Annotated in this window: 23 protein-coding genes; 11 read left to right on the forward strand and 12 right to left on the reverse strand. The window is 65.9% G+C overall.

The genetic code is table 11. The features are described 5' to 3' along the window. Positions 1 to 122: 122 nt before the first annotated feature. Genes EDF58_RS01890 through EDF58_RS01900 form a run of 3 tightly spaced genes read right to left on the reverse strand, consistent with a single transcriptional unit; the run spans position 123 to position 2,995 of the window. Positions 123 to 1,100 carry a pyridoxal-phosphate dependent enzyme gene (locus EDF58_RS01890; protein WP_132262179.1) on the reverse strand — a complete coding sequence of 326 codons (978 nt, stop codon included), beginning with the start codon at positions 1,098 to 1,100 and terminating at the stop codon, positions 123 to 125. A gap of 16 nt (positions 1,101 to 1,116) precedes the next feature. Then, entirely contained in the window at positions 1,117 to 1,761 is a 645-nt protein-coding gene (locus tag EDF58_RS01895) for a class I SAM-dependent methyltransferase (protein WP_132262181.1), read from the reverse strand. A gap of 10 nt (positions 1,762 to 1,771) precedes the next feature. After that, entirely contained in the window at positions 1,772 to 2,995 is a 1,224-nt protein-coding gene (locus EDF58_RS01900; protein ID WP_132262183.1) for a BtaA family protein, read from the reverse strand. 232 nt (positions 2,996 to 3,227) lie between these two features. Here EDF58_RS01900 and EDF58_RS01905 point away from each other — a divergent pair, with 232 nt between their 5' ends. The 5 genes from EDF58_RS01905 to EDF58_RS01925 all read left to right on the forward strand — a co-directional run bounded on the left by EDF58_RS01905 (position 3,228) and on the right by EDF58_RS01925 (position 8,095). Then, positions 3,228 to 4,439 (forward strand): saccharopine dehydrogenase family protein, encoded by a 1,212-nt coding sequence (locus EDF58_RS01905; RefSeq protein ID WP_132262184.1) that lies wholly within the window; start codon positions 3,228 to 3,230, stop codon positions 4,437 to 4,439. After that, positions 4,439 to 4,864 (forward strand): hypothetical protein, encoded by a 426-nt coding sequence (locus tag EDF58_RS01910; protein ID WP_132262186.1) that lies wholly within the window; start codon positions 4,439 to 4,441, stop codon positions 4,862 to 4,864. The genes EDF58_RS01905 and EDF58_RS01910 overlap by 1 nt, the downstream gene beginning before the upstream one ends. A gap of 7 nt (positions 4,865 to 4,871) precedes the next feature. Beyond that, positions 4,872 to 5,222: a DMT family protein gene (locus EDF58_RS01915; RefSeq protein ID WP_132262188.1), complete on the forward strand. Its 351-nt coding sequence runs from the start codon at positions 4,872 to 4,874 to the stop codon at positions 5,220 to 5,222. 88 nt (positions 5,223 to 5,310) lie between these two features. Next, positions 5,311 to 6,489 carry a carboxynorspermidine decarboxylase gene (locus EDF58_RS01920; protein ID WP_132262190.1) on the forward strand — a complete coding sequence of 393 codons (1,179 nt, stop codon included), beginning with the start codon at positions 5,311 to 5,313 and terminating at the stop codon, positions 6,487 to 6,489. 382 nt (positions 6,490 to 6,871) lie between these two features. Continuing rightward, on the forward strand, positions 6,872 to 8,095 hold the full coding sequence (locus EDF58_RS01925) for a type III PLP-dependent enzyme (RefSeq protein WP_132262192.1): 1,224 nt from the start codon (positions 6,872 to 6,874) through the stop codon (positions 8,093 to 8,095). Positions 8,096 to 8,199: 104 nt separating this feature from the next. Here the strand turns inward: EDF58_RS01925 and EDF58_RS01930 are convergent, their stop codons facing one another. The 4 genes from EDF58_RS01930 to murI all read right to left on the reverse strand — a co-directional run bounded on the left by EDF58_RS01930 (position 8,200) and on the right by murI (position 12,485). Continuing rightward, positions 8,200 to 9,300, reverse strand: a complete 1,101-nt coding sequence (locus EDF58_RS01930) for an NADH:flavin oxidoreductase/NADH oxidase (RefSeq protein WP_132262194.1) — start codon at positions 9,298 to 9,300, stop codon at positions 8,200 to 8,202. 164 nt (positions 9,301 to 9,464) lie between these two features. Continuing rightward, positions 9,465 to 10,679 carry a 5-aminolevulinate synthase gene (gene hemA, locus EDF58_RS01935; RefSeq protein ID WP_132262196.1) on the reverse strand — a complete coding sequence of 405 codons (1,215 nt, stop codon included), beginning with the start codon at positions 10,677 to 10,679 and terminating at the stop codon, positions 9,465 to 9,467. A 49-nt stretch (positions 10,680 to 10,728) separates the two neighbouring features. Further along, positions 10,729 to 11,613, reverse strand: a complete 885-nt coding sequence (locus tag EDF58_RS01940; protein WP_207912792.1) for a hypothetical protein — start codon at positions 11,611 to 11,613, stop codon at positions 10,729 to 10,731. Then, complete coding sequence (gene murI, locus EDF58_RS01945) at positions 11,610 to 12,485, reverse strand: glutamate racemase (protein WP_243654040.1); 876 nt, start codon at positions 12,483 to 12,485, stop codon at positions 11,610 to 11,612. The genes EDF58_RS01940 and murI overlap by 4 nt, the downstream gene beginning before the upstream one ends. 182 nt (positions 12,486 to 12,667) lie before the next feature. On the opposite strand from murI, the gene plsY reads away from it, so the two are divergent. The 4 genes from plsY (at position 12,668) to EDF58_RS01965 (ending at position 17,418) form a co-directional block, all read left to right on the forward strand. Further along, complete coding sequence (gene plsY, locus EDF58_RS01950) at positions 12,668 to 13,255, forward strand: glycerol-3-phosphate 1-O-acyltransferase PlsY (RefSeq protein ID WP_132262198.1); 588 nt, start codon at positions 12,668 to 12,670, stop codon at positions 13,253 to 13,255. Further along, on the forward strand, positions 13,252 to 14,406 hold the full coding sequence (dprA, locus tag EDF58_RS01955) for a DNA-processing protein DprA (protein ID WP_132262200.1): 1,155 nt from the start codon (positions 13,252 to 13,254) through the stop codon (positions 14,404 to 14,406). The genes plsY and dprA overlap by 4 nt, the downstream gene beginning before the upstream one ends. Before the next feature lie 196 nt (positions 14,407 to 14,602). Beyond that, positions 14,603 to 17,242 (forward strand): type I DNA topoisomerase, encoded by a 2,640-nt coding sequence (gene topA / locus EDF58_RS01960; RefSeq protein WP_132262202.1) that lies wholly within the window; start codon positions 14,603 to 14,605, stop codon positions 17,240 to 17,242. Next, complete coding sequence (locus EDF58_RS01965; RefSeq protein WP_132262204.1) at positions 17,239 to 17,418, forward strand: hypothetical protein; 180 nt, start codon at positions 17,239 to 17,241, stop codon at positions 17,416 to 17,418. Before topA ends, EDF58_RS01965 begins: the two co-directional genes overlap by 4 nt. A 39-nt stretch (positions 17,419 to 17,457) precedes the next feature. Here EDF58_RS01965 and EDF58_RS01970 read toward each other — a convergent pair whose 3' ends face one another. After that, the gene (locus EDF58_RS01970; RefSeq protein WP_132262206.1) at positions 17,458 to 18,972 is read right to left on the reverse strand and encodes a hypothetical protein; all 1,515 of its coding nucleotides are present in this window, start codon (positions 18,970 to 18,972) and stop codon (positions 17,458 to 17,460) included. A gap of 194 nt (positions 18,973 to 19,166) precedes the next feature. Here EDF58_RS01970 and EDF58_RS01975 point away from each other — a divergent pair, with 194 nt between their 5' ends. Further along, positions 19,167 to 20,558, forward strand: coding sequence for an MFS transporter (locus EDF58_RS01975; RefSeq protein ID WP_243654041.1), 1,392 nt, complete (start codon positions 19,167 to 19,169; stop codon positions 20,556 to 20,558). Here the strand turns inward: EDF58_RS01975 and EDF58_RS01980 are convergent. The 4 genes from EDF58_RS01980 to lepB all read right to left on the reverse strand — a co-directional run bounded on the left by EDF58_RS01980 (position 20,555) and on the right by lepB (position 24,215). Further along, a complete protein-coding gene (locus tag EDF58_RS01980) occupies positions 20,555 to 21,622 on the reverse strand; it encodes an SGNH/GDSL hydrolase family protein (protein WP_132262209.1) in 1,068 nt (355 codons plus the stop codon). The genes EDF58_RS01975 and EDF58_RS01980 overlap by 4 nt on opposite strands. Then, positions 21,622 to 22,515 (reverse strand): GTPase Era, encoded by an 894-nt coding sequence (gene era, locus EDF58_RS01985; protein WP_132262211.1) that lies wholly within the window; start codon positions 22,513 to 22,515, stop codon positions 21,622 to 21,624. The genes EDF58_RS01980 and era overlap by 1 nt, the downstream gene beginning before the upstream one ends. A gap of 134 nt (positions 22,516 to 22,649) precedes the next feature. Beyond that, a complete protein-coding gene (rnc, locus tag EDF58_RS01990) occupies positions 22,650 to 23,318 on the reverse strand; it encodes a ribonuclease III (protein ID WP_132262213.1) in 669 nt (222 codons plus the stop codon). Beyond that, entirely contained in the window at positions 23,319 to 24,215 is an 897-nt protein-coding gene (gene lepB, locus EDF58_RS01995; RefSeq protein ID WP_132262214.1) for a signal peptidase I, read from the reverse strand. It lies immediately after the preceding gene. Positions 24,216 to 24,404: 189 nt separating this feature from the next. Between lepB and pgi the strand changes: the two genes are divergently transcribed. Next, positions 24,405 to 25,925 (forward strand): glucose-6-phosphate isomerase, encoded by a 1,521-nt coding sequence (gene pgi / locus EDF58_RS02000; protein WP_132262216.1) that lies wholly within the window; start codon positions 24,405 to 24,407, stop codon positions 25,923 to 25,925. Positions 25,926 to 25,991 lie beyond the last annotated feature (66 nt).

Consider the following 25,991-nt stretch of genomic DNA (forward strand, 5'->3'; position numbering starts at 1 on the left):
GTCTCCCAACCCAAAGTTATCCCTTTGAGGCAAGAATAATACGGAGAAGGGGCCTCGTCCAGAAAATACGTTCAGATGAAAGCATCTCGAAACGGGATTCCGCCAAAGGCGGAGCGCTGGGTTCAGGTGTCTTCCCGAAGGACGCGTGCGAAGGCTTCGGCATCGGTATTGCCGCCCGAGAGGATCACGGCGGTGCGATCGGTCAGGTCGACTTTGCCTGCCAGCACGGCCGCCAGCGCCGCGGCGCCGCCCGGTTCGATCACGAGACGCAGTTTGGCGAAGGCCAGGCGCTGGGCAGCGCGGATTTCGGCCGGTGTCGCCACGAGGCCGAAGGGGCAGCGGGCTTTCATGATCTCGAAATTGACGGGCCATGTCGCCGGCGTCTGCAGAGCGTCGCAGGCGGTAGGAGGGGCATCGGCGGCCACGCGCTGGATCTCTCCTGCCGCCAGACTGCGGCAGACATCGTCCCAGCCTTCCGGCTCGACCGGGACGATCCGGGCGTCCGGCAAGGCGAGGGCGAGGCCGGCCGTGAGGCCACCGCCGCCGCAGGGCGCCACCACCTGATCGGGGGCTTCAAGGCCCAGTTCCGCCATTTGCGCGGCGATTTCAGTGCCGGTGCTGCCCTGTCCCTCGATCACCCAGGGGTCGCCGAAAGCATGGACGAGCGTGGCGCCGCGGGCGGCGCAGATCCGACCGGCCACCGCATCGCGGTCCTCGCCGCCGGGGCGATTGTAGAGGATCACTTCGGCGCCCAGGGCGCGGGTGTTGTCCAGCTTCACGGCGGGCGCGTCGATGGGCATGACGATGGCAGCGGCAATGCCCAGGCGGCGCGCGGCCCAGGCCACGCCTTGCGCATGGTTGCCGCTGGAGACGCCGACGACGCCGCGCGCCCGCTCCGTTTCGCTCAATGCGGTGAGCCGGTGCCAGGCCCCGCGGATCTTGAAGGCGCCCACGGGTTGAAGGCTCTCGGCCTTGCACCAGATCGTGCGGCCCTCGACCTCTAGCGGAAGCAGGGGCGTGCGCGGCAGGATTTCCGCGACCTTGCGGGCAGCCAGGGCCACGCCTGCGGCAGTGGGGCGATAGTCGGGCGAGTGCGTCATGCCCGGGGGCATAGCCTCAGCGGATCAGGCGCACCATCTGATAATAGCCAAGCGGTCCGCGCTGGACCTCGATCCGTAGGCCATGCTCCCCCGCGAGGCGCGCAGCGACCATCGGCAGGTCCAGGCGCGGGGATACGTGGAATTTCCCCAGCCAGGCCCTGAGCGCGGCGCGCAAGGGAGAGGGCAGGCCGGAAAGATCGCCGAAATCGACCGCATGGAGGACACCGCCGGGCGCCAGCGCCGCGGCGGCCTGCGTCAGCGCCGCCTGCCAGCCGGGGATCATCGAGAGGGTGTAGGAAAGCACGACCCGGTCGAAGCCGGTTCGCCCGAACAGCGCTTGCGAATCGAACCGCGTTGCATCGCCCAGCGCCAGCTGCGCCTGCGGGCCGAGCCGGGCGCTCGCGCTTTTCAGCATCTCGCTGGAGATGTCGAAGCCGTGGCACTGCACGTCCGGCCATGCCGCTGCGATCAGTTCGAGATTGCGGCCCGTGCCGCAACCCACTTCGAGCACGGCCATTCCGGGCCGCGCATCGAGTTCGCGGATCAGGCGATCCCGGCCGAACAGGTAATATTTGCGCGTAAAGTCGTAGATGTGGCGCTGGCCGCGATAGACTTTGTCCATCAGGGCCGCATGATCCTGCGAAACGGCGGTTCCGGTCATCGTCCGGCGCTCAGCCGCGCAGCACGTAGAGGTGGACGCCGCCATAGATCGACGAGCGATCCGCCTGGGTTGCCGCCCGCGATTCATCCTCGCGATAGTCCCAGCGCGACAGGATTTCCTCGGGCACACGGCCCGGCAGGAGCGTCGGCTCCGCGGCCGTGCGGAACAGCACGCGCGAGCCGGGGCGGGCGGTGCGGGTGATTTCGCTCCAGAGTTCGGTCAGCTGCGCGTCGCTCATCCAATCCTGCGCGTCGAGCAGGATATAGCGGTCGAGCGAGGCTTCGGCGCTTTCCTTCAGCACCTGGGTGAAGTTCGCGTGGCGCAAGGTGAGCCGGCCCAGCCGTTCGCGTACCAGCTCGACATTGGCTTCCTGCAGATAGGGGGGCAGCGGCGCCTTGGCCTCACGGCCATAGCCGCGGCCGAAGGCCTGCCAGGCGAAGTAGTTGTCATCGAGCGGGAAGTGGCAGGCCAGCTTCTCCAGCCGCGCGCGCAGCACGTCGGCCATGCGGTTGCCGCCGGCCAGCGCGTCGTATTGCGCAGGCGGGATGCCGAGGCCGAAGAGCGAGGCGGGCTGGTCGGTCAGCCAGCGCACGAGCTTGCGTTCGAAAATCGGCGCGAAGCGTTCGTCGAACACCCGGCGCTGTTCCTCCAGCGTTTCCGCGCCGAGGATCTCGCTCGGGTCGATCTTGTAGAGCTTGGCAAGGACGTGGGCGGCGCCGATGAAGTGACCGAGCAGGCCCTGCTTGTAGATGCCGCGCGTAAAGCCCTTGATGCGCCGGCGGCCCACGAGGTCGCGGCCTTCCCAGTAGCGGCGGGTGGCCTCGTCGAGATGGGGCGCAAGACGCTCGCGATAAGTCGCGAAATTGCCCGGATGGTCGGCCTCGCCGATGAAGCGGCGCAAGTCCGCATAGTCCGTCAGGTTGCGGATCGCAGCGATCTTGAGGCGGCCGAGCGCGATATGCGCGGTGTTGAGGTCCACGCTGGTGATCGCGGCCGGGTCTGCCGTGAGATAGGACAATGCGTTGCAGCTGCCGCTGGAAATCGTGATGATCCGGCTGTCCGGCCCGATCTGCAGGGCTTCCATGTCGGCGACCGGGTCCTCCCAGATCTGCGCGTAGACCAGGCCCTTGAAGGCGAGCGCGAAGGCCTTGTCGAGCAGGCGCGCACCGCGCCTAGTTTCCTGGCGGACGACGGCGCCTTCGATGAGGTTGGATGCGGGATGGGCATTGGACATCGTTCGGCGGACCCCCGGGCCGTAAGAAGCTTGTGCGGCTCCAATGCCTCCGCGGCGTGACCGCGCGATGACGGGACGATGGCGGATTATGACAGTCTTTTGTTTGGTACGCCTGCGACCTCCGTCGTTTTTGCCCCGACCGCCAGTTCGGGCAAAAACTCTCACAGTTGAGTTGTCACACAGGGCCTCTATATGCGGCTGTTCGCGAGCATCGCGTTAAGGAGACAGATTGGTGAGCAAGGTTCTGGTGATCGGCGCAGGCGGCGTCGGTTCGGTCGCGGTCCACAAGATGGCGATGAATCCCGACATCTTCTCGGACATTCACCTCGCGAGCCGCACGGTCTCCAAGTGCGAGGCGATTGCCGAGTCGGTCAAGGAGCGCACCGGCGTCTCGATCAGCACTTATGCGATCGACGCTGATGACGTGGCCGCGACGAGCGCGCTGATCCGCTCGATCGGGCCGGAACTCGTCGTCAACCTCGCGCTGCCTTATCAGGACCTCGCGATCATGGACGCCTGCCTGGCGACCGGCGTGAACTACATGGATACCGCGAACTACGAGCCCAAGGACGTGGCCAAGTTCGAATATCACTGGCAGTGGGCCTACCAGGACAAGTTCAAGGAAGCGGGCCTCACCGCGCTGCTCGGCTCGGGCTTCGATCCGGGCGTGACCTCGGTCTTCGCCATGTGGCTGAAGAAGCACAAGCTCAAGACCATCCGCACGCTCGATATTCTCGATTGCAACGGCGGCGACCACGGCCAGGCTTTCGCGACCAACTTCAACCCGGAAATCAACATCCGCGAAGTGACCGCGCCGGCCCGCCACTGGGAGAACGGCCAGTTCGTCGAAACCCCGGCGATGGGCGTGAAGCAGAGCTTCGACTTCGAAGCCGTCGGTCCCAAGAACATGTACATGATGTATCACGAGGAACTGGAAAGCCTCGCGAAGTTCATCCCCGAGATGGAGCGCGCGCGCTTCTGGATGACCTTCGGCGATGCCTATATCCAGCACCTTACCGTGCTGCAGAACGTGGGCATGACCCGCATCGACCCGGTGATCTACAACGGCGTCGAGATCATTCCGCTCCAGTTCCTGAAGGCGGTGCTGCCCGAGCCGGCCTCGCTCGGCCCCACGACCAAGGGCAAGACCAACATCGGCGACATCGCGACCGGCGAAGCGCTCGATGGTTCGGGCGAGAAGACGTTCTACATCAAGAACATCTGCGACCATGAAGACGCCTATGCCGAAACCGGCAACCAGGCCGTCAGCTACACCACCGGCGTTCCGGCGATGATCGGCGCGGCCATGCTGCTGACCGGCAAGTGGAGCGGTGCAGGCGTGTTCAACATGGAGCAGTTCGATCCCGACCCCTACATGGACATGCTCAACCAGCATGGCCTGCCGTGGACGGTCGAGGAACTCGACGGACCGCTGGCGTTCTGATGGCAGGGCTGCGGACCGTCCTCGTCGCTGCCTTCGGCGCTCTCGCGCTGGTCGGCTGCGCGCCGCAGGACGGTCCGCAGCCGCCTTCCACCCCGACACCGCCGACCCAGCCGGCCGGACACAAGGGCGAGGGGCAGGACTATAACCGCGACATGAGCGCGGACGATCGCGCGGCCTGCCAGTCCGCAGGCGGCACCGTGCAGCGCCGCGGCATGCTGGGCATGGAGCAATGCGTCCATCCCTACGCCGATGCGGGCAAGCCCTGCACCGATTCCGCGCAGTGCCAGGGCAAGTGCGTCGGCAGTGCGGGCGCCGTGTCTCCGGACAAGGCGGCGAGCGGGACCTGCCAGGCCGACGACAAGCTCTATGGCTGCTATGCCGAGGTCAAGCAGGGCAAGGCGGTCAACGCCATCTGCGTCGACTGAGGCGGCCGTGAACTGGACCTTCGTTGCGCCCGTGGCCATGCTGGCGGGCTCCAATATCTTCATGAACACCGCCTGGTACCTGCATCTCAAGATGCCGGGCAAAGCCCTGTGGGTGGCCGTGGCGATGAGCTGGGGCATTGCCTTCTTTGAATATTGCCTGGCCGTGCCTGCCAACCGGATCGGCAGCCAGGTCTATTCGCTGGGCCAGCTCAAGGTGCTGCAGGAGGCCATGTCGCTCATGGCTTTCGTCCTGGTGGCCTGGGCGCTGTTCGGTCAGAAGCCGGGGTTGAACGAGATTGTCGGCTTCGCGCTGGTCGGGGCAGGGGCCTGGTTCATCTTCAAGGGCCCGTTCGGCTGACGTGTTCTTGAAGCCGTGCGCAGGCAGGGCCATCTGGTTGCAAATTCGGCTCCCTTCGCGGGGGCCATCCGAAAAGGACTGAACGAACATGGAAACCCGCGCCGGTGATCCGGGAGCTTTCGCCCATTTCGACCTGTCGCGCGTCGACAGCCCCAGTTTCGTGGTCGATGCGGCCCGGCTGCGCAGCAACCTGCGCGTGCTGGCCGATGTCGGCGAACGATCGGGCGCCAAGGTCCTGTCCGCGCTCAAGGCCTTCTCGATGTGGTCGACGTCGCAGATCGTCGGCGAATATCTCGACGGCGTCTGCACCTCGGGCCTGTGGGAAGCCCGCCTTGCCTCGGAATTCTACGATGGTGAGATCGCGACGTATTGCGCGGCCTACAAGGAACAGGATCTCGACGAGATCCTGCGCCTGTCGGACCATGTGATCTTCAATTCACCGATGCAGATCGAGCGCTTCTGGGCGCAGATTGAGGCGGCGCGCGCGCGCGGAGAGGACTTCGACATCGGTCTGCGCGTCAATCCGATGCATGCTGAAGGCGAAGTGCCGAAGTACGACCCCTGCGCACCGCATTCGCGCCTGGGCTTCCCGATCGACCAGCTCACCGAAGAGCATGTCGAGATGATCGACGGCATCCACATGCACACTTTGTGCGAACAGGACTTCGAGCCGCTGCGGCGGACCTGGGACAAGGCTTTCGATTACCTTGAACCGTTCTTCGGCCAGTTCAAGTGGATCAACCTGGGCGGGGGCCACCACATCACCCGCGCCGACTATCAGCGCGACGAGCTGGTGGAATTCCTGATCGACCTTCAGGAGGATACCGGCGCCGAAGTCTATATCGAGCCGGGTGAGGCCGTCGCGCTCGATGCGGGCATCCTGGTGGGGTCCGTGCTCGACGTGGCGCATAACGGCATGCCCGTGGCGATCGTCGACATTTCCGCCACCTGCCACATGCCGGACGTGATCGAAGCGCCCTATCGGCCCGCGATGCTGGGGGAAAAGGAAGAGGGCGAAGGCGAGCCGGTGCGGCTTGGCGGGCCTTCGTGCCTGGCCGGCGACGTGATCGGCGATTACGTCCTGCCCGTCGCGGCCGAGCCAGGAGCACGTTTCGCGTTCCTCGATCAGGCCCACTACTCGATGGTGAAGACCACGACCTTCAACGGCGTTCCGCTTCCCTCGATCTGGCTCTGGGATTCCGAGACCGACTCGCTCGAATGCATCCGCCGCTTCGGTTACGAGGATTTCCGCGACCGTCTCAGCTAAGGGAAGCCCCTGAAATCAACGCGGGACGGCTCGATCCGTCCCGCGATTCCCCCACTCGGTCCCCTCCTGGTCGACTCGAAAGAACTCGGCCGACCTCTCCTGCATTGTAGCTGTGAAACCGGCATATCCAGGTGTCCCTTTCATGACGGATGACCGGTTAGGGTTGCGCGAGCTAACGCTCTGTAAAGTCGCAGAAAAACCAAGTGGAGAGGCGGCATGATTTCACGCCCGATTTCCGATTATGACGTTTCTGTGAAACGGACCTTTTTTCACTTGCGATTCAGCTTGAGAGCCCTATATCCCGCCCCTCGCTGCCCCATGGGGACTTCCAAACCGCAAGGCAGCTCTTGTCATTAACAATTCCGTTTGGGGGTCCCTTGAGTTGCTCGAATTTCTTGACGCACCGGCTGTAGCGCGCGCAATCGCGCCCGACGAACCCGTTATTCTCAACCGCCCGCACGCTGCTGCGCGCGCGGCCCGTTTCTTCGCAACGAAGTTTCCGGGCAAGGCGCTCTATGCCGTGAAGGCGAACCCGTCGCCGGATCTTATCAAGATCCTCTGGGCGAACGGCATCACGCATTACGACGTCGCTTCCATCGGTGAAGTGCGCATGGTTCGCGGGGCACTGCCCGACGCGACCCTGTGCTTCATGCATCCGGTGAAGACGGCCAGCGCGATCCGCGAAGCCTACTTCGAACACGGCGTCCGCACCTTCAGCCTCGACACGATCGAGGAAGTCGAGAAGATCCTCGAAGCGACCACCGACGCGGAAGGCAACCGCGCGACGGACCTGCGCCTCTGCGTGCGTCTGCGCGTCTCTTCCGAATATTCGGAACTGAGCCTCGCCTCGAAGTTCGGTGTCGATCTTGCCGATGCCGGAGAGCTGCTCCAGGCCACCCGTCAGGTTGCTGACTGGCTGGGCGTATGCTTCCACGTCGGTTCGCAGGCGATGACGCCTTTCGCCTACGTCCAGGCTCTCGAGCGCGCACGCGCCGCGATTGCCGACGCCGGTGTCGTCATCGACATGATCGACGTTGGTGGAGGTTTCCCCTCGGTCTATCCGGGCATGGAGCCGCCGCCGCTGGAAGACTATTTCCAGGTCATCCACCGTCACTTCGAAGCCCTGCCGATCGCCTACAACGCCGAACTGTGGTGCGAGCCCGGTCGTGCGCTCTCGGCCGAGTACAGTTCGATGATCGTCAAGGTCGAGAAGCGCCGCGGCGATGAGCTTTACATCAACGAGGGTGCCTATGGCGCGCTCTACGATGCCGCCCACGTCGCCTGGCGCTTCCCGGTGAAGTGCATCTCGCGCGAGGCCGCCGTCGGTGGCGAGCGTTCGGACGATCTCGAAGGCTTCTCGTTCTACGGCCCGACCTGCGACGACGCGGACTTCATGGAAGGCCCGTTCATGCTCCCCGCCGACATCAAGGCGGGCGACTGGATCGAAGTGGGCATGCTCGGCGCTTACGGCGCGGCCATGCGCACGGCCTTCAACGGCTTCGGCACGGGCGAAGTGCTGAACGTCGCCGACGAGCCGATGGCGAGCCTCTACACGGGCGAGCGCAAGGATCCGCGCGTCTCCGACAATGTGGTGTCGCTGCGCTGATCTGAGGCATCCGATTACAGAAAAGCCCGCCGGGAGCAATTCCGGCGGGCTTTTTCGTGGTTGCTGCCGCCGTCCCGGATCGCGTCCGGGACGGCGGCGCTGCCTCAGGCCTGGACGAACAGGTCCTTGTAGGCGCGTGGCTGGCTGCGCAGGAACTGCGGGGCCGCCTTGACCTTGGCGCCCAGGGCCGCAGCCGCATGCCAGGGCCAGCGCGGATCGTAGAGCACGGTGCGGGCCAGCGCGATCATGTCGGCCTCGCCCGTCGCGATGATGGCTTCGGCCTGCTCGGGCTCGGTGATGAGGCCAACGGCGATCACTGGCATCGACACCGCGTCCTTGACCTTGCGGGCAAGCGGAACCTGATAGTTCGGGCCGACCGGGATCGTCTGCGCAGCGTCCAGTCCGCCGCTGGAAACGTGGTAGGCGGCGCAGCCGCGCGCTTCCAGCGCCTTGGCGAATGCGATGGACTGTTCCACGTCCCATCCACCCTCGACCCAGTCGGTACCGGAAACGCGCATCGTCACGGGCTTGTCGGCCGGGAAAGCGGCGCGAACGGCATCGTAGACTTCGAGGGGGAAGCGCATGCGGTTTTCCAGGCTGCCGCCATATTCGTCCTCGCGCTTGTTGGAGAGCGGCGAGAGGAACTGGTGAAGCAGATAGCCGTGAGCGCCGTGGATCTGCACGGCATCGATGCCGAGGCGGGCAGCGCGGCGGGCGGCGTCGGCGAAGGCGTCACGAATGCGGGCAAGTCCTTCGCGGTCGAGCGCTTCGGGCGGGTTCTCGTCGGGCAGGAACGGCAGGTTCGATGCCGAGACGGTCTGCCAGCCGTTCTCGTGATCGGGCGCGATCTGCGCGCCGCCGTCCCAGGGCTTGGCCGTGCTGGCCTTGCGTCCGGCATGGGCAAGCTGGATGGCAACCGGCATGTCGGACCAGCGGCGCACGCTTTCCAGCACCTGGCCCATCGCCTGTTCGGTGGCCTCGTCCCACAGCCCGACATCGGCGTAGGAAATGCGGCCCTCGGGGCTGACGGCGCTGGCCTCGATCGTCAGGATGCCCGCGCCGGACTGCGCCAGATTGCCGAGGTGAATGGTGTGCCAGTCCGTCATCCGGCCATTTTCGGCGGAATATTGGCACATCGGCGCGATGACGATGCGGTTGTCGAGAGTGAGGTTGCCGATGGTGATCGGCTCGAACAGCTTGGCCATGAAAGTCCTTCTGGTCACGTCGTCGCGGGGGGAAGGCGTCGGGAGAGACGCGCGGAGGCGACGGGAGGAACTTGGGGGCCGATGCGCAAATGAAAAGGGCTCCGCCGTGCGAACGGGGAGCCCTTTGCAAAAGAAAATGTTGCGCCTGCGAAAGCGCGCGGCGGTCAGGCCGCCAGGCGCATTTCCAGCCGTTCCCAGATTTCGACGAGGGCTTCGGTGAGGCTCTGCATCATCGCCTCGGTATGCGCCGGGCCGGGCGTGAAGCGCAGGCGTTCGGTGCCGCGCGGCACGGTCGGGAAGTTGATCGGCTGCACATAGGCGCCATATTCCGCGAGCAGGATGTCGCTGATCTTCTTGGCTTTCACCGGATCCCCGACCATCAGCGGCACGATATGCGTGGTCGAATCCATGACCGGCAGGCCCGCATCGCGGAACATCTGCTTCATCAGGGCGGCGGACCGCTGCTGCCCTTCGCGCTCGGCGCTGGAGCCCTTGAGGTGCTTCACCGAGGCGAGCACGCCCGCAACGAGCACCGGCGAAAGCGAGGTGGTGAAGATGAAGCCCGGTGCGTAGGAGCGGATGCAGTCGATGATCTTCTGGTTGGTGGCGATATAGCCGCCCATCACGCCGAACGCCTTGCCCAGCGTGCCTTCGATGATGTCGATGCGGTGGGCCGCTTCGTCACGATCGGTGATCCCGCCGCCCCGCGGGCCGTACATGCCGACCGCGTGGACTTCGTCGATATAAGTGAGGGCGTTGTACTTCTCGGCCAGGTCGCAGATCGCGTGGATCGGGGCGACATCTCCATCCATCGAATAGACCGACTCGAAAGCGACCAGCTTCGGCAGCGCGGGGTCGGTGGCGGCCAGCAATTCCTCGAGATGTTCGAGGTCGTTGTGGCGGAACACCTTCTTTTCGCAGCCCGAATTGCGAATGCCGGCGATCATCGAGGCGTGGTTGAGTTCGTCCGAAAAGATCACGCAACCCGGCAGCAATTTCGCCAGGGTGGAGAGCGTCGCGTCGTTCGAGACATAGCCCGAAGTGAACAGCAGCGCGCCTTCCTTGCCGTGAAGGTCGGCCAGCTCACTTTCGAGTTCGATGTGATAGTGCGTGTTGCCGCCGATATTGCGGGTGCCGCCGGAACCGGCGCCCACGTCGTGCAGCGCCTCTTCCATGGCCTCGATCACCTTGGGGTGCTGGCCCATCGCGAGATAGTCGTTCGAGCACCAGACCGTGATCGGCTTCGGTCCATTGTGACCGGCGAAGCAGCGGGCATTCGGGTAGGCACCCTTGTTGCGCAGGATGTCGATGAAAACGCGATAGCGGCCTTCCGAATGGAGGCGCTCGATCGCTTGATCGAAGATGTTTTCGTAGTTCACCTAGGCTCTATCCTGCGTTCGCCTTGAAGGGGCTGTTACCCAAGGGCTATTACCCGTTGCTGCGGGCAAATACATGATCGATCGGGACATGGCCAGAAGCTTGTCCTGCGGACTGTGATCGATCTTTTGCAAATCCGCTTGCAATCCCCGCCACGTCTCGCGGTTCGTGCCCGGAAACCACGATCATCGCCGGGGCGGCCCGCTTCAGGGCCTTGATGGTCATGAGCCAGGAGACGGTCAGGCGGCGCTCGTCGCCGTTTCGCATCGTCGCGAAAGTGCGGGCCGGCGGGCGGCCCTCCATCCAGTTGGCATCGATCTTGGCGACATCGCCGGTGAAGAGATATTCGCGGCCGTCCTCAAGCCGGATGTAGACCATCATCGCGCGGTCGGGCAGGCCCTTCAGCGGGATGGCGACCACGCCGGGGGCCACCGCGCGCGGCTCCCCGTCACCGAGATCGGGAAGCGGCACGGCATCGGGCGAGGCCAGCGCCGGATTGCCCCGGTGGAGCGGCCGATCCAGCAGCACCAGCTTCATCGTGGCGATTTCGGCCGCTTCGTCGACGCGCCTCTGGGCGGAGAAGTCGAAATCCTCCACGTCCCGCTTCCTGGCATCGACGGGCGTGGTGCCGGCATCGATCAGGATCGGGGCACGGCCCGGAACGACCAGCTCGAAAGCGCGCAGGGCCAGCCTCACCGGGCGCAGGCCGCTGCCGGCGGCGATGCGGTTGTAGAGTTCGGAATGGTAGCCCAGGACTTCCTGCCGCAAAGCGACAGGGGCAGGCCCGGGGATGCCCTCGGCCAGTTCGCGCAGGCGCGACATGGTGATCGGCAGCGGTTTGGCGCCGGGGGCGCTGGCGTCGAACTGGAACCAGTAGAGCGGCACGCCCAGCAGGAGCACCAGGATGAGCAGCAACAGGTTCAGTCGCGGCGTCAAAACCGTCCACCCTCCGGCAACCCGTAGCGAGCCAGCGCATCGCCATACGCTCCGGGAAATTCTCCCGATCCGGTGAATAACGCGCGGTCCGGTTGCTGGCGAGCGTATTCCTGGCCCTCGGTAAGCTGGGCGATGCGCCGGGCGATACCCGCGGCGCCGTGGATGAAGCGGACGCCGGGGCCGAAAGCCTGCGCGAGTTCCTCTTCGAGCAGAGGGAAATGAGTGCAGGCCAGCACCAGCGTGTCGATATCCTCGCCGCCGGGCATGGCGCGCAGAGCCTCTGCGGCCCGGACGATCGCGGAAAGGTCGACCGGCTCGCCGCGCAGCTTGGCTTCGGCGGCTTCGACCAGGCCGGGGCCGCCATAGCGCAGCAGGCGCTTGCCCGGCGCAAATTCCTGCTCCAGCCTGTCGACATAGGCCTGCCGGACGGTTGCCTGGGTGCCCAGGAGGCCGATGACGCCGGTTCGGGTCATCGCGGCGGCAGGCTTGATGGCCGGGACCGTGCCGACAACCGGCACTTCCAGCACTTCGCGCACCATGCCGAGCGCGATCGTGGAGGCGGTATTGCAGGCGATGCAGACCAGACGCGGCGCAAAGCGCTCCGTCATGCGGCCGAGCAGCCCGGCAACGCGCGCGGTGACTTGCGCCTCGCTTTTGGTGCCATAGGGCAGGCCGGCCATGTCGGCGGCATAGATCACCGGCGCCTGCGGCAGGATCTTGCGCAATTCGCCCAGAACGGTGAGCCCGCCCACGCCCGAATCGAAAAGCAGGATCGGCGCGCCCGGTTCGACGGAAGTGGGATCGACGGAAGTGGGATCGACGGAAGCGGGGGCGACGGACGTCGCGGGCAGCGCATGGGGCATTGGGGACATCGTTTTTCCTGGACCTTGTACCCTGTTAATCGCTCGGCACGGGAAAGAGCAATGTTCAAAGCTGCAAGTCCGCTCGCGATTTGCGCGTAACCGGGTAAGACTGCGCCGAAATGGAGCCATCGAACAGCGGCGCGGCGAATGCACCTCTGGCGGATTTTCACGCAGGCTCTTAAGAGGCGTTCATGGATTGGATTCTCGCCCTTTTTATGGGTTATGCCCTCGGTTCGGTGCCCTTCGGCCTGTTGATTACGCGCATGGCCGGGGCCGGCGACTTGCGCTCGATCGGTTCGGGCAACATCGGGGCCACGAATGTCCTGCGCACGGGCCGCAAGGGGCTGGCGGCCGCCACCCTGCTGCTGGACCTGCTGAAGGGCCTGGCCGCGGTCCTGATCGCTGCTCATTTCCTGCCGGAATGGACCTGGCTGGCCGCGCTCGGCGCGTTTCTCGGCCACTGTTTCCCGGTCTGGCTGGGCTTCAAGGGCGGCAAGGGGGTCGCCACCACCGCCGGCATCGCCTTCGGGCTCGCCTGGCCGGTGGGGCTTGCCTATGCCGTGACCTGGATCGGGCTGCTGCTGACCTTGCGGATTTCCTCTGTTGCGGGAATGACGGCCGCCGTCGTCGCGCCGATTGTGGCCCTGTTGCTGGGTCATGGTGAGGCGGCCGGCGTGCTCGCCGTGATCGCCGCTATCGTGGTGTTCCAGCACCGCGAGAACCTCGCCCGCCTGCGCGCCGGAACGGAACCCAGGATCGGGAGCGGCAAGAAGCCGTGACCGGGGCGGGGGGCGCGGAGCAGGGCGTACCGCCGGGGGAGGCTGCTGCGCTTTCGCAGGAGGAAGCCTTCGCCCGCATTCGCCTGCTGCGCTCGCCGAATATCGGCCCGATCACCTACAGGCAACTTCTCGGCCGGTTTGGGGAGGCGCGCGCGGCGCTCGGCGCGCTTCCGGATCTCGCCGGACGGGCAGGACGGCCATACGAAGCGGCGTCCGAACACCGGGTCCAGGCGGAAATCGCGGCGACGCGAAAGGCCGGTGCGCGTTATCTTTTTCACGATTCGCCGGATTATCCGCAGCTTCTCGCCCATAGCGACGGCGCGCCGCCGATCCTGACCTATCGCGGCGATCTTGCCGTTCTGGGCCGCCCGGCCGTGGCTATCGTGGGCGCACGCAACGCTTCGGCAGGTGCCGTGCGTCTGGCGCGGGACTTCGCGCATGGCCTTGCCGAGGCGGGTTTCACGGTAGTTTCCGGTCTGGCGCGCGGCATCGACGGCGCGGCGCATGCCGGCGCTCTGGCGGGCGGCTCGACCATAGGCGTGATCGCCAGCGGGATCGACATCGCCTATCCGCCCGAACATGCCGACTTGCAGGCGCGTGTCGCCAGCGAGGGCCTGCTGCTCGCAGAGCAGCCGCCGGGGACGGAGCCGCTGGCCCGTCACTTTCCCACTCGCAACCGCATCATCGCCGGGCTGGCAACGGGGACCCTGGTGGTGGAGGCGGCGCCGAAGTCCGGGTCGCTCATTACCGCGCGGCTCGCCGGAGAGATGGGGCGCGAGGTCATGGCAGTGCCGGGCTCGCCGCTCGATCCGCGCTCGCGTGGTTGCAACCAGCTCATTCGCGATGGCGCCGTGCTAGTGCAATCGGTGGAGGACGTCATCGAACTGCTTTCCGGTTTCGACGGGATACCCGGATCGCGGATGACCGCCAGCTTGCAGGAAGCCCAGTCGCAGTGGCAGGACGAGGATCGGCCGCTTGTGGCGCCGCCCGAAATCTGTGTGGCGGACCTGCTGACGAGCGCGCCGGTAGCGGTCGACGAATTGATTCGCCAGTCGGGCGCGGGCGCGCCATCGGTGCAGATGGCCCTTCTTGAACTCGAAATCGGTGGCCGTCTGCAGCGTCATGCGGGGGGCAGGGTCAGTCTGTCCTGAGCGTCCTGTTCGCGGTGAGCGGCGGAAAAGGCGGGTTTCCCGCAGCCAGGGCAGAAACCTGACCTGAATTTTGGTTTGAAATGAAGATGCCACATCTGGGCGCTTGACGAGTGCCCCAATCGCTTCCCACCCTATGCGTACACGTATATGCGCACGTAAGGCGCATGTCGCCCAGGGGCACACAGAGTCTGAAAGAATGCAGCTAGTCATCGTAGAATCGCCGGCAAAGGCGAAAACCATCGAGAAGTACCTCGGCAAGGACTACAAGGTTCTCGCCAGCTACGGCCACGTCCGCGACCTTCCGCCGAAAGATGGCTCCGTCCGTCCCGACGAGGGCTTCGAGATGGACTGGGAGCTTTACGGGGACAAGCAGAAGCAGGTGAAGGCGATCACCGACGCCGCGAAGGGGGCAGACCGCCTGATCCTCGCGACTGACCCTGATCGCGAAGGCGAAGCGATTTCCTGGCACGTGCGCGAACTTCTGGCCAAGCGCAAGGCGCTGCCGAAGGACGTGCAGCGCGTGACCTTCAACGCCATCACCAAGGATACCGTCACCAAGGCGATGACCCAGCCGCGCGAGCTGGATCAGGATCTGATCGACGCCTATCTCGCCCGCCGCGCGCTGGACTACCTGTTCGGCTTCACGCTTTCGCCGGTGCTCTGGCGCAAGCTGCCGGGTGCCAAGTCGGCCGGCCGCGTGCAGTCGGTGGCCCTGCGCCTGATCGTCGACCGCGAGCGCGAGATCGAGGCTTTCAAGCCGCAGGAATACTGGTCCGTAGCGGCGCAGATGGCGCATGACGGCACCGAGTTCGCCGCCAAGCTGGTCGCTTTCGAGGGCAAGAAGCTCGATCGCCTCAGCATCGGCGAAGAAGGCACGGCGATGCGCGCCAAGGCTGCTGTCGAAAACGGTGCCTTCACCGTCGAATCGGTCGAGACCAAGCCGCACAAGCGCAACCCGCAGCCGCCGTTCACCACGTCTACGCTGCAGCAGGAGGCGGCGCGCAAGCTCGGCTTCTCGGCCAGCCAGACCATGCGCGTGGCGCAGACGCTCTATGAAGCCGGCGCGATCACTTACATGCGTACCGACGGCGTGCAGATGGACCCCAGCGCCATCTCGGCCGCCCGTGCCGCGATCACGGACCGGTTCTCGGGCCATTACCTGCCCGAGCAGCCGCGCATCTACCAGACCAAGGCGAAGAATGCGCAGGAAGCGCACGAGGCGATCCGGCCGACCGAGTTCACCCGCGACCGTTTCGGCTCGGGCGACGAGGCGCGCCTCTACGACCTGATCTTCAAGCGCGCCATGGCCAGCCAGATGGCCTCGGCCGCGCTGGAACGCACCACGGTCACTCTCCGGGACGGCACCGGCCAGCACGAGCTGCGCGCTTCGGGCCAGGTGGTGAAGTTCCCGGGCTTCCTTGCCGTCTACGAGGAAGGTCAGGACAACAAGTCCGAAGATGACGACGGCGGCCTGCTGCCGTTCATGAAGTCGGGCGACATGCCGGCGAAAAAGGGCGTCACGGCCGAGCAGCACTTCACCCAGCCGCCACCGCGTTTCTCGGAAGCCAGCCTGGTCAAGCGCCTCGAAGAACTCGGCATCGGCCGTCCGTCGACATATGCGGCGACGATCCAGGTCATCAAGGACCGCAACTACGTCCGCACCGAGAAGAACCGTTTCTTCGCAGAGGAATCGGGCCGACTTCTCACCTCGTTCCTCGAACGCTTCTTCCAGCGCTACGTCGCCTACGAATTCACGGCGGGCATGGAAGACGAGCTGGACGACGTTTCGGGCGGCCGCCAGGAATGGAAGGCGCTGCTCGAAGCCTTCTGGCGCGACTTCAAGCCGAAGTCGGACGAAGTCATGGAAAAGAAGCCCTCGGAAGTGACCGAGGCGCTGGACGAATTCCTGTCCGACTACCTGTTCCCGCCCAAGGCGGACGGTACCGATCCGCGTCTTTGCCCGAAGTGCGGCGAGGGCCGCCTGTCGCTGCGCGGCGGTCGCTACGGCGCATTCGTCGCCTGCTCGAACTACCCGGAGTGCAAGTTCACCCGCAAGTTCGCACAACCCGGCGGCGCCGCGGATGGCGGCGATGACGAAGGCCTGGGCAAGGACCCCGAAACCGGCCTTGAGATCATGCGTCGTTCGGGACGTTTCGGTCCCTACATCCAGCTCGGCGAAGGCAAGGAAGCCAAGCGCGCGTCGATCCCCAAGGATATCGATGAACTCACGCTGGAATGGGGGATCAAGCTGCTCAGCCTGCCGCGCACGATCGGGCCGCACCCGGAAACCGGCAACGACATCACCGCGAGCATCGGCCGTTACGGCCCCTATCTTGCGCATAACGGCAAATATGCCCGCCTGCGTTCGACCGCCGAAGTGTTCGAGACGGGCATGAACATGGCCGTGACCAAGCTTGCCGAAGCGGCGGCGGGCGCGGGCGGGCGTGGTTCGCGTGCGGCAGCCGAGCCGATCAAGGTTCTGGGCGCTCACCCGACATCGGGCGGCGAGATCAAGGTGCTGGCGGGTCGCTACGGGCCTTACGTCACTGACGGCACGACCAATGCCACCCTGCCGCGCGACCAGAAGCCGGAGGACCTGACGGCCGAGCAGGCGATCACGCTGATCGACGAGAAGGCTGCCAAGGGTCCGGCGAAGGGCAAGAAGAAGGCGGCGCCCAAGAAGGCCGCGCCCAAGAAAGCGCCTGCAAAGAAAGCGGCCGCAAAGGACGCCGGGGACAAGCCTGCTGCAGCCAAGAAGCCCGCAGCCAAGAAGCCTGCCGCAAAGAAAGCCACCGCCAAGGCTCCGGCAAAGCCCAAGAAGGAAGCAGCCGAATGAGCGACAAGATCGCCAAGCACAAGCAGCCCTGGAAGCCGGAGGAACTGCAGAAGCTTCAGACCCTGGCCGGTAAGGGCAAGGGTCTGAAGGAAATTGCCAAGGCGCTCAACCGCACCGAGGAATCGACCAAGGATGCCGCGCGCCAGCACGGCTTTGCGGTCGCCAAGGCGCGCTGACCCGCCAGCCGGGCTCGCCGTTGAAGCAGTGGGCCTGGCTCAGAAGGCCGGTTTCAGCCGGTAGAGCCCGAATTTCCGGGTGCCGACGATGACGCCCTCGTAGCGCTCGTATGAGTGCGCGAGGGCTTTTCGTATTTGCGCGCGGGTCTGCAGATTGGGCAGGTTGGGACGGCTCGATTCCGAGACCACGATCACGCCGGGGCGGTTTTGCAGGATCCGGCCGACTTCCGCCTCGGGATCGACTCCCAGCGCGCCGGCCTCGTTCATTGCATTGAGATGGCTTGGGTAGGCGAAGCGCGTGGGAATGCAGGCATTGGTGGTGCGGTAGAGGGCGCTGTCGCCTTCGTAGACATAGAGGCAGCGGCCCCGCAGTTCGCGTGCGACCGCCTGGCTGGCGGCGGCAAAGTCCGCCGCCGTGCCGCGTTCGCGCACTTGCAGGGCCGGAACCACCAGAGCGCCCAGCAGGCCGAAGCCCAGCAGGAGCCGTCCGTACCAACGCTCGCCGCGAGCCTCGCGGGCGAGGGCCGGGGCCGACAGCAGGCAAAGGGGCACGAGGACCGGCCCGAGATAATGGTCGTACCAGGTGCCGAAAGCCAGGAATCCCAGCACGGCGACGAGCGCCCAGACCCGCATGCCCGGAAGCATGGCGGGACAAGTTCCGCCTGGAAGCGCATGGCGCCGCGGCGCGAGCAGGATGGCGAGCGCGAAGGGCGTCATCGCCAAGCCCTCTTTCGCCAGTTGCGCGAAAGCGTCTGCCTGATCGACGGCGCGGCCGAATATCGAGAGGAAGTTGGCCTGGACGAATGCCGCGCCGTGCCCGGCCGCGGCATAGCCGGCCCAGACGGCGAGAGTGGGGGCGAGGGCGGTTCCGGCCCAGACCGCGCCGGTCAGAGCCAGCCGCGGTAGGCCCCAGCCGTCCCGCCGCCCGCGAAGCAGCAGCATCATGCCGAAACCCACGCCCTCGAAAACAACACTATATTTGATCTGCAGGGCCAGGCCGAGCAGCAGCATGGCGGCGCATCCCCGCAGGACCAGCCTTGTATCCCGGTTTGGCGGCATGGCCCGAAGCACGATCAGGGCGGCCAGCGCGACGGGGAGATTGTAGAATACCGGCGCCTGTCCCAGTGCCACGTTGAACACCGGCTGGTAGAGCAGGTAGACAAGGCCCGCGGCCTGCGCTGCCCGGGCAGGCGCGATGGCGCGGGCCATGCGTTCGATCACCAGCGCCGTGAGAACCGAAAAGACCAGGCCGGCGAGCTGATATGCCAGCACCGGGTCGATGGGCAGGGCGAACAGGCTGCGATAGAGCAGGAACAGGCCGTAGGGCTTTCGGTCCCAGATATCGACGAAAGGCAAGGCGCCCTGCGCCATGCGCTGGCCGACCAGCAGGTAGAATTGCTCATCCGATTGGAAAGCCGGCTTGCCGAACATCATCAGCCGGAGGAACAGTCCAGCGGTCAGGTAGAGCAGGGGCGAGGCGACCGCCGGCCGTGCCGGTGCGGCATTGCCCGCGCGGGCGATCCTCGCCGCCGTCAGCCGCGCGATTCCGATCATTGCTTCGACCCTTTTTCACCCGCCCTCGTGCCCCGTTACGGCGGGCAGGCGTTGGCGCGGCCGTGTCATGCCGGGGCAAGGTTGCGGTATGGAGACACCGGCGCCACCCGCCCTTCGGATGGCTTGCGACAATTTCTTACCCGAGCCACCTTGCGACCGGAGCGGAACTCAGGCGTTGGAAGATAATGCTGCGAATGCGAGACGATGAAGGCGTGACCCCGGCCGCCTTGAAGGACGAGGACGATAGCGGCCTGCCGATGCCGCGCCGCATATGGGCGATCGTGGCCATCTCGTTCGGCACGGCGCTGTTCGTGCTGGACGGGACGATCGCCAATGTCGCCCTGCCGACGATTGCGGGCGAGCTTTCGGTGGAAGAGGGCGTCGTCGTCAACGTGGTGACGGTTTACCAGCTCGTCATGGTCATGGCGCTCCTGCCTTTCGCCAACCTGGGTGAGCGCCTGGGGCTGCGACGGGTCTACCAGACGGGGCAGGTGATCTTCATGGCCGCTTCGGCGCTGGCGTTCCTCGCCAATTCGCTGCCGATGCTGCTGGTGATCCGTGCCGGTCAGGCACTGGGTGCCGGCATGGCCATGAGCGTGGGCACCGCGTTGATCCGGCAGATCTACCCCAAGGCAAAGCTCGGCAGCGGGCTGGGCATCAATTCGGTGATCGTGGCGTCGTCGAACGCGCTGGCGCCGGTGCTGGGGGGCTTCATCGTGGCCCATGCGGACTGGCGCTGGGTCTTCGTGGCGGCAGTGCCTTTCGCGCTGATCTCGCTCGTCATCGGGCGTTTCCTGCCTGAGCCGCAGCGGGGAGAAACCCCGTTTGACTGGGCCGCCGGGCTGTGGAGTGCGGCCAGCTTCGCCATGTTGATCGGCGGCCTGGAACTCGCCGCGCATGGTGGCATGGTGGAACTGGGCATCGTCGTGGCGCTGGGCGGTCTGGGCTCGGCCCTGCTGCTGGCACGGCGGGAGCGGGGTAAAGCCAATCCGGTGTTCCCGGTAGACCTCATGGCGCGTCCGGCCATCGGCCTCTCCACGATCGCCGCCGTGGCCGCCTTCATCGGTTCGGCGGCGCTGATCGTGGCACTGCCGTTCCGGCTGGAGCAGGGCATGGGCTATAGCGCCCAACAAGTGGGTCTGCTGGTGCTGCCGTTCCCGTTGACGATGCTGGTGGTGGCGCCCGTGGCGGGATGGCTCTCGGACCATGTCTCGCCCTCGATCATGGGGCTGGTCGGAATGGGCATTGCCGTCGCCGGGCTGGTGCTGCTGGCGTTCCTGCCCGCGCAGCCGGGCGCCTTTGCGATCGCCTGGCGGCTGGTCGTCGCGGCTTTCGGGTTCAGCCTGTTCTTCTCGCCCAATGCCCGCATGGTCGTGGGCAACGCCCCGCGCGCGCGGTCGGCAGCGGCAGGCGGATTGCTCGCCACCGGGCGCCTCTTCGGCCAGACGCTGGGCGCGGCGATGATCGGGACGATGTTGTCGCTCGGCGCCGGACAAGGCCCGGCGCCGATGCTCTTGGCCGCTTCGCTGGCGGTGGTGGCGGCCCTTGCGAGCCTGGCCCGCTGGCGCCTGGCCGAGAAGGCCTAGCGCCGCGACTTGACGCCGGCCTGGCTCTTGATGCCGGGCTTGGCCGCGCTGCCGGTAGGTGCGGGCGTGGGCGTTGCCCGTGGAGCCGGCGGGGGCGGGGTGGCGATCATCGGCGCGGGCGCCGCCTGCGGCTGCAGGGTCAGCGTCGGCCGCGGCGCCTTCACGCCGCTACGGGTCAGCCACCAGGCGATGTCGTTGGCGGTGGCCTGCATGCCGGCGAAGTTCAGGTGCCATTGCAGGCCCTGGCTGCCGTCATAGCCTTCCGGCGATCCGATCATCCAGGGCAGCGGATCGCAGGGCGTATGCGCGGAGGAGGACTGGTTCATCTCGACGACGATGGCATTGTAGGCCTGCGCCACGCGGGCCGTGATTTCCGAGAGGCGCTGTCCGGTACGGCGCACCACGGCGGCGTGATCCTCGCTGACCGGTGTGACGGCGCACAGCGATCCTGCCTGGGGCAGGGGCGTGAGGTACTGCACGAAAACGAGCCGCGCGCGCGGAGCGACCGTGCGGATGCGGCGCGCGATCTCCATCATTTGCATCTCGTCGCGCGCGTAGTCGACTTCGGTGGGGACCTTCACGGCGCCGCAGGCGGCCCGCTTGCTGCCCGCCGGCATCTGGCTGGCGCGATAGAGGCAGGTCGCGGTGAACAGATTGCCGATGTAATTGAGGTCGTTGCCGCCGATCGTCACCGTCACCAGCCGTGTCTGCGGGGTGACGGCATTGATCTGCGGGCCGATCTCGCCCCAGGGGCCCAGGACGTTGTTGGTCGTGGCGCCCGAGCAGGTGCGGTCGGTCAGGATCATTCCGAAGCGCTCTGCCAGCAGCGTCGGATAGTTGTTCATGCTCTGGCCGCAGCGTGCCGGAGCGCCGGACTTGGCCGGCGGCAGCATCGGGCCGGCCGCGAAGGAGGAGCCGATCGCCACGTAGCGCTGCCCGACGAGGCTTTCCTCGACGGCTACGCTCTGTTCGGCCTCGGCAGCCCGGGCCTGCGCGGCCGATAGCGCCAGCGTGCCGGAAATCATGACGGCAGCTGACAACGCCGTCGACGTGAAACGTGCCATCACTTGACCCAGTCCAACCCCATCTCTTCGTAGAAATCGCGGGCGTCGGCCCAGTTTTCCTCGACTTTGACGTGGAGGAACAAGTGGACCTTCTGCCCGAGCACTTCGCCCAGTTCCTTGCGCGCCGCCTCGCCGATGGACTTGATCTTCGAGCCGCCCTTGCCCAGCACGATGGCGCGCTGGTTGTCGCGGGTGACGACGATCTGCTGGCGAATCTCCACCGAGCCGTCCTTGCGCTGCTCATAGGCTTCCGGGCGCACCGCGGCGTCGTAGGGCAGTTCCTCGTGAAGCTGCTTGTAGAGCTGCTCGCGGGTGATCTCGCAGGCGAGCAGGCGCTCGCTCGCGTCGGAGACCTGGTCTTCCGGGTAGTGCCAGGGGCCTTCCGGCATGAGCCCGGCGAGATGGGCCTTCAGCTCGGGCACGCCGTCGCCCGAGAGCGCGGAGACGAAGAACACTTCGTCGAACTGGACTTTGCCGGTGAGTTCCTGGGCCAGCACCAGCAGCGGTTCCTTGGCGCCGGCATCGACCTTGTTGATCACCAGGATCTTGCGTTCGGGACGGGTCGCCAGCGCTTCGAGCAGGGGTTCCAGCTCGTGGCGGCGCTTCTTGATCGGGTCTACCACCAGCAGGATGGCGTCGGCCTCCTGCGCGCCTTCCCAGGCCGCAGCGACCATCGCCCGGTCCAGGCGGCGCTTCGGCTCGAAGATGCCGGGGGTATCGGCCAGGATGATCTGCACGTCATCGGCAAGGGCGATGCCCAGCAGGCGCGCGCGGGTGGTCTGGGCCTTGGCCGAAGTGATCGCCACTTTCTGCCCGACCAGCGCGTTGACCAGCGTGGACTTGCCGGCATTTGGCGCACCGATCACGGCGACGAGTCCGCATTTTTGAGTCATTGTCATTCCTTTGGTCAGGCTCGGCGCCTGCGTGCTTTGGGTCTTCGGCGATTTTCGTTTTCGACAGGTCCAGGGCTAAACGCGGGACGTTCCGATTGGTGTCCCGGCTCGCTCCAGTCGGTCCTGCCGAAGGATCAGCCGAATTTTCTCATGAATTCTTCGGCAGCGCGAGTCTCGGCATCCTGCTTGGAATTGGCCGTGGCGCGCGCGGCGCCGACATTGTGGACCGCGACCTCCACCGTGAACTGCGAGGCATGGTCCGGGCCGGAGCGTTCGACCAGCTTGTATTCCGGCATGCGGCGGCGGTTTCCGGCGGCCCATTCCTGCAATGCGGACTTGGGGTGCTTGCGCTTGCCGGCCTTGCCGTGCATCGATTCGGACCACAGCTTGCGCACCATCACGCGCGCCGCTTCGAAGCCGCGCTCGGTGAAGCAGGCGCCGATCAGGGCCTCCATCACGTCGCCCAGGATATTGTCGCTGTCCAGCCCGCCGTCGTCGCGCGCCTGCTTGCCGAGGCGCATGTGCGGGCCGAGGCCGATCTGCCGCGCGACTTGCGCGCAGGTCTGGCGGCTGACGAGCGCGTTGAGGCGCTGCGAAAGGCGGCCTTCCGCTTCCTCGCTGTTTTCGAAAAGCCATTCGGCGACCGAGAGTCCGAGGACCCGGTCGCCGAGGAATTCCAGTCTTTCGTAATTGCGCTTCTCGCCGGTGCTGCCGTGAGTGAGGGCGGCCAGCCAGAGCGTTTCGTCGCCCGGAAGGTTGCCCGTGACTTCGGCGAGGAACTCGCGGTCCTTTGCTTCAAGCACTCAGATCACGCTCCCGATCCGGCTCCAGCGGGCGGCGGTGAACCAGGTCCAGGGCTTGAGCCATTCCGCATCGCCGTCGGTGGAGAACATCATCACCGCGGCCTTGCCCACCAGGTTGTCCTGCGGGACGATGCCGATACCCTGGCCCTCGATCGCCGGGAAGCGGCTGTCGAGCGAATTGTCGCGGTTGTCGCCCATCAGGAACATGTGGCCTTCGGGCACGATGTAGACGCCGGTGTCGTCCTGCGGGGTCTGGCCAAGGTCGAGCACGTTGTAGCTCTTGCCGTTCGGCAGGGTCTCGCGGAACTGCGGGTAGTTGCAGACCGGGCCGCCGGCGGCATCCTTGCCTTCGAACTCGGGGGCGTAGCAATGGGTGTTCGCAGTGACCGGCAGCGCGAAGTCGGGCTGCTTGACGCGCGGAACCGCCTTGCCGTTGATCCAGACCTGTCCGCCCTTCACCTGCACTTCATCGCCCGGAAGGCCGATGACGCGCTTGATGTAGTCGACATCGTTGCCGGGGGGCGCCTTGAAGATCACCACGTCGCCGCGCTCCGGCTGGCCGGCGAAGACACGGCCGGGGATCAGCGGCAGGCTGAAGGGCAGCGAATACTTCGAATAGCCGTAGGACCACTTGGAAGCGAACAGGTAATCCCCGTTAAGCAGCCGGGGCAGCATCGACTCGCTGGGGATGTTGAACGGCGAGATGATGAAGCTGCGCAGCACCACGACGCCGAGCACCAGCCAGAGCAGGAAGGAGAAGAAACCTTCATCCTTCTTGGCATCCTTCTTGGCGTCCTTCACGACCGGCTTGCCGCCGCCGCTTGAGGCAGGCCCCGATGAGGGTAGTTCAGACTTGTCGGATGCGGGGCCGGAAGTCGCGGTTTCGATGTCGCTCATGGCTCGAACCCTTGTTGCGCGCGAGGCCATCCGTCAAGTGACATACCGAGCAGAGACACATCCGTATCGACCAAAAACGTCATGTTCCTGACGTGCGTCCTGCGCAGAGATGGGTACAAGAATGACCTTGGCCTTCTGCCGCCTGCTGGGCATAAGGCTGGCCCCCAACCCGAACAAAGGAACCATGGCATGAGCGAAACGGTATGGAACAAGCTGAAAGGATTGCCCAAACCGACGCTTGCCGAGCTGTTCGACGCCGATCCGGCCCGGCTCGACCTGCTCGCCACTCGCCTGGAGCTGGGTGACGAGACCAGCCCCGGCGCCATGCGGTTCGACTGGTCGAAAACTCACCTCGATGCCGCCCATATCGCCGCTTTCGAGGAACTGGCCGAAGCCACCGACTTCGCCGGGCGCCGTGCGGCGCTGTTTTCGGGCGAAATCGTCAACCCGACCGAGGGGCGCGCTGCCGAGCACACCGCCCAGCGCGGCGTCGGCAGCGACGAGAGCGTGGCACTTGCGCATGAGTTCCACGCCCGCATGGCCGCCATCGTCGAGGCCATTCACCGCGGCGCCATGGGCGAAGTGAAGCACCTGATCCACGTCGGCATCGGCGGCTCGGCCCTCGGCCCGGCGCTGGCGATCGACGCGCTCGCCCGCGACGGCGCCATGGTGGACGTTCAGGTCGTTTCCAACATCGACGGCTGCGCGCTCGAAGCGGCCTTTGCCAAGTGCGACCCGGCAACGACGATGCTGGCCGTGGCGTCCAAGACCTTCACCACCATCGAGACGATGACGAATGCCGAAAGCGTCCTTTCGTGGATGCGCGAGAACGGCGTGGAAGACCCCTATGGACGGGTCGTCGCCCTCACCGCAGCGCCGGAAAAGGCCGTGGAATGGGGCGTGGACGAGACTCGCATCCTGCCGTTCTCGGAAAGCGTCGGCGGCCGCTACTCGCTCTGGTCGTCGATCGGTTTTCCGGTCGCCATGGCGCTGGGCTGGCCGGATTTCGCCGAGTTCCTCGACGGCGCGGCGGCAATGGACATGCACTTCCGCGATACCGACGGTCTCGCCAACCTGCCTCTGCGCGCCGCTTTCGCCGACCAGTACTATACCCGCCTGCGCGGCTGCCAGACCCGCGCCGTCTTTGCCTATGACGAGCGGCTCGCGCTGCTGCCGGACTATCTCCAGCAGCTGGAGATGGAATCGAACGGCAAGAGCGTGAAGTACGACGGCTCGCCGGTCGACGGGCCGACGGCGCCGATCACCTGGGGCGGCGTGGGCACGGACGCGCAGCACGCCGTGTTCCAGCTGCTCCACCAGGGCACCAACCTGGTGCCGGTGGACTTCATCGCCGCGATTGCCCCGGGCGACGATCTCAACCCCGCGCATCACCGCATTCTCCTGTCGAACTGCTTCGCGCAGGGCGCGGCGCTCATGGCCGGCAAGGCGAGCGAGGACTCGGCGCGGGCCTATGCGGGCGACCGTCCTTCGGCGACGATCCTGCTGGACGAAATCTCGCCGGCGACGTTCGGCGCCTTGGTGGCGTTCCACGAACACCGCACTTTCGCCAATGCCGTGCTGATGGAGATCAACCCCTTCGACCAGTTCGGTGTCGAGCTGGGCAAGGAAATCGCCAAGCAGATCGAGAAGGGTGGCACCACGTTCGATCCCTCGACCGAGGCGCTGCTGCAGCTTTCGGGAATCGCCTGAGGTAGGGGGGGCGAGACAAGGCCCCCTGAAATTACGGCTTCATGAGAAACGGGGCAGGCCGCATGG

Source organism: Novosphingobium sp. PhB57 (assembly GCF_004342985.1).
Lineage (GTDB): Bacteria > Pseudomonadota > Alphaproteobacteria > Sphingomonadales > Sphingomonadaceae > Novosphingobium.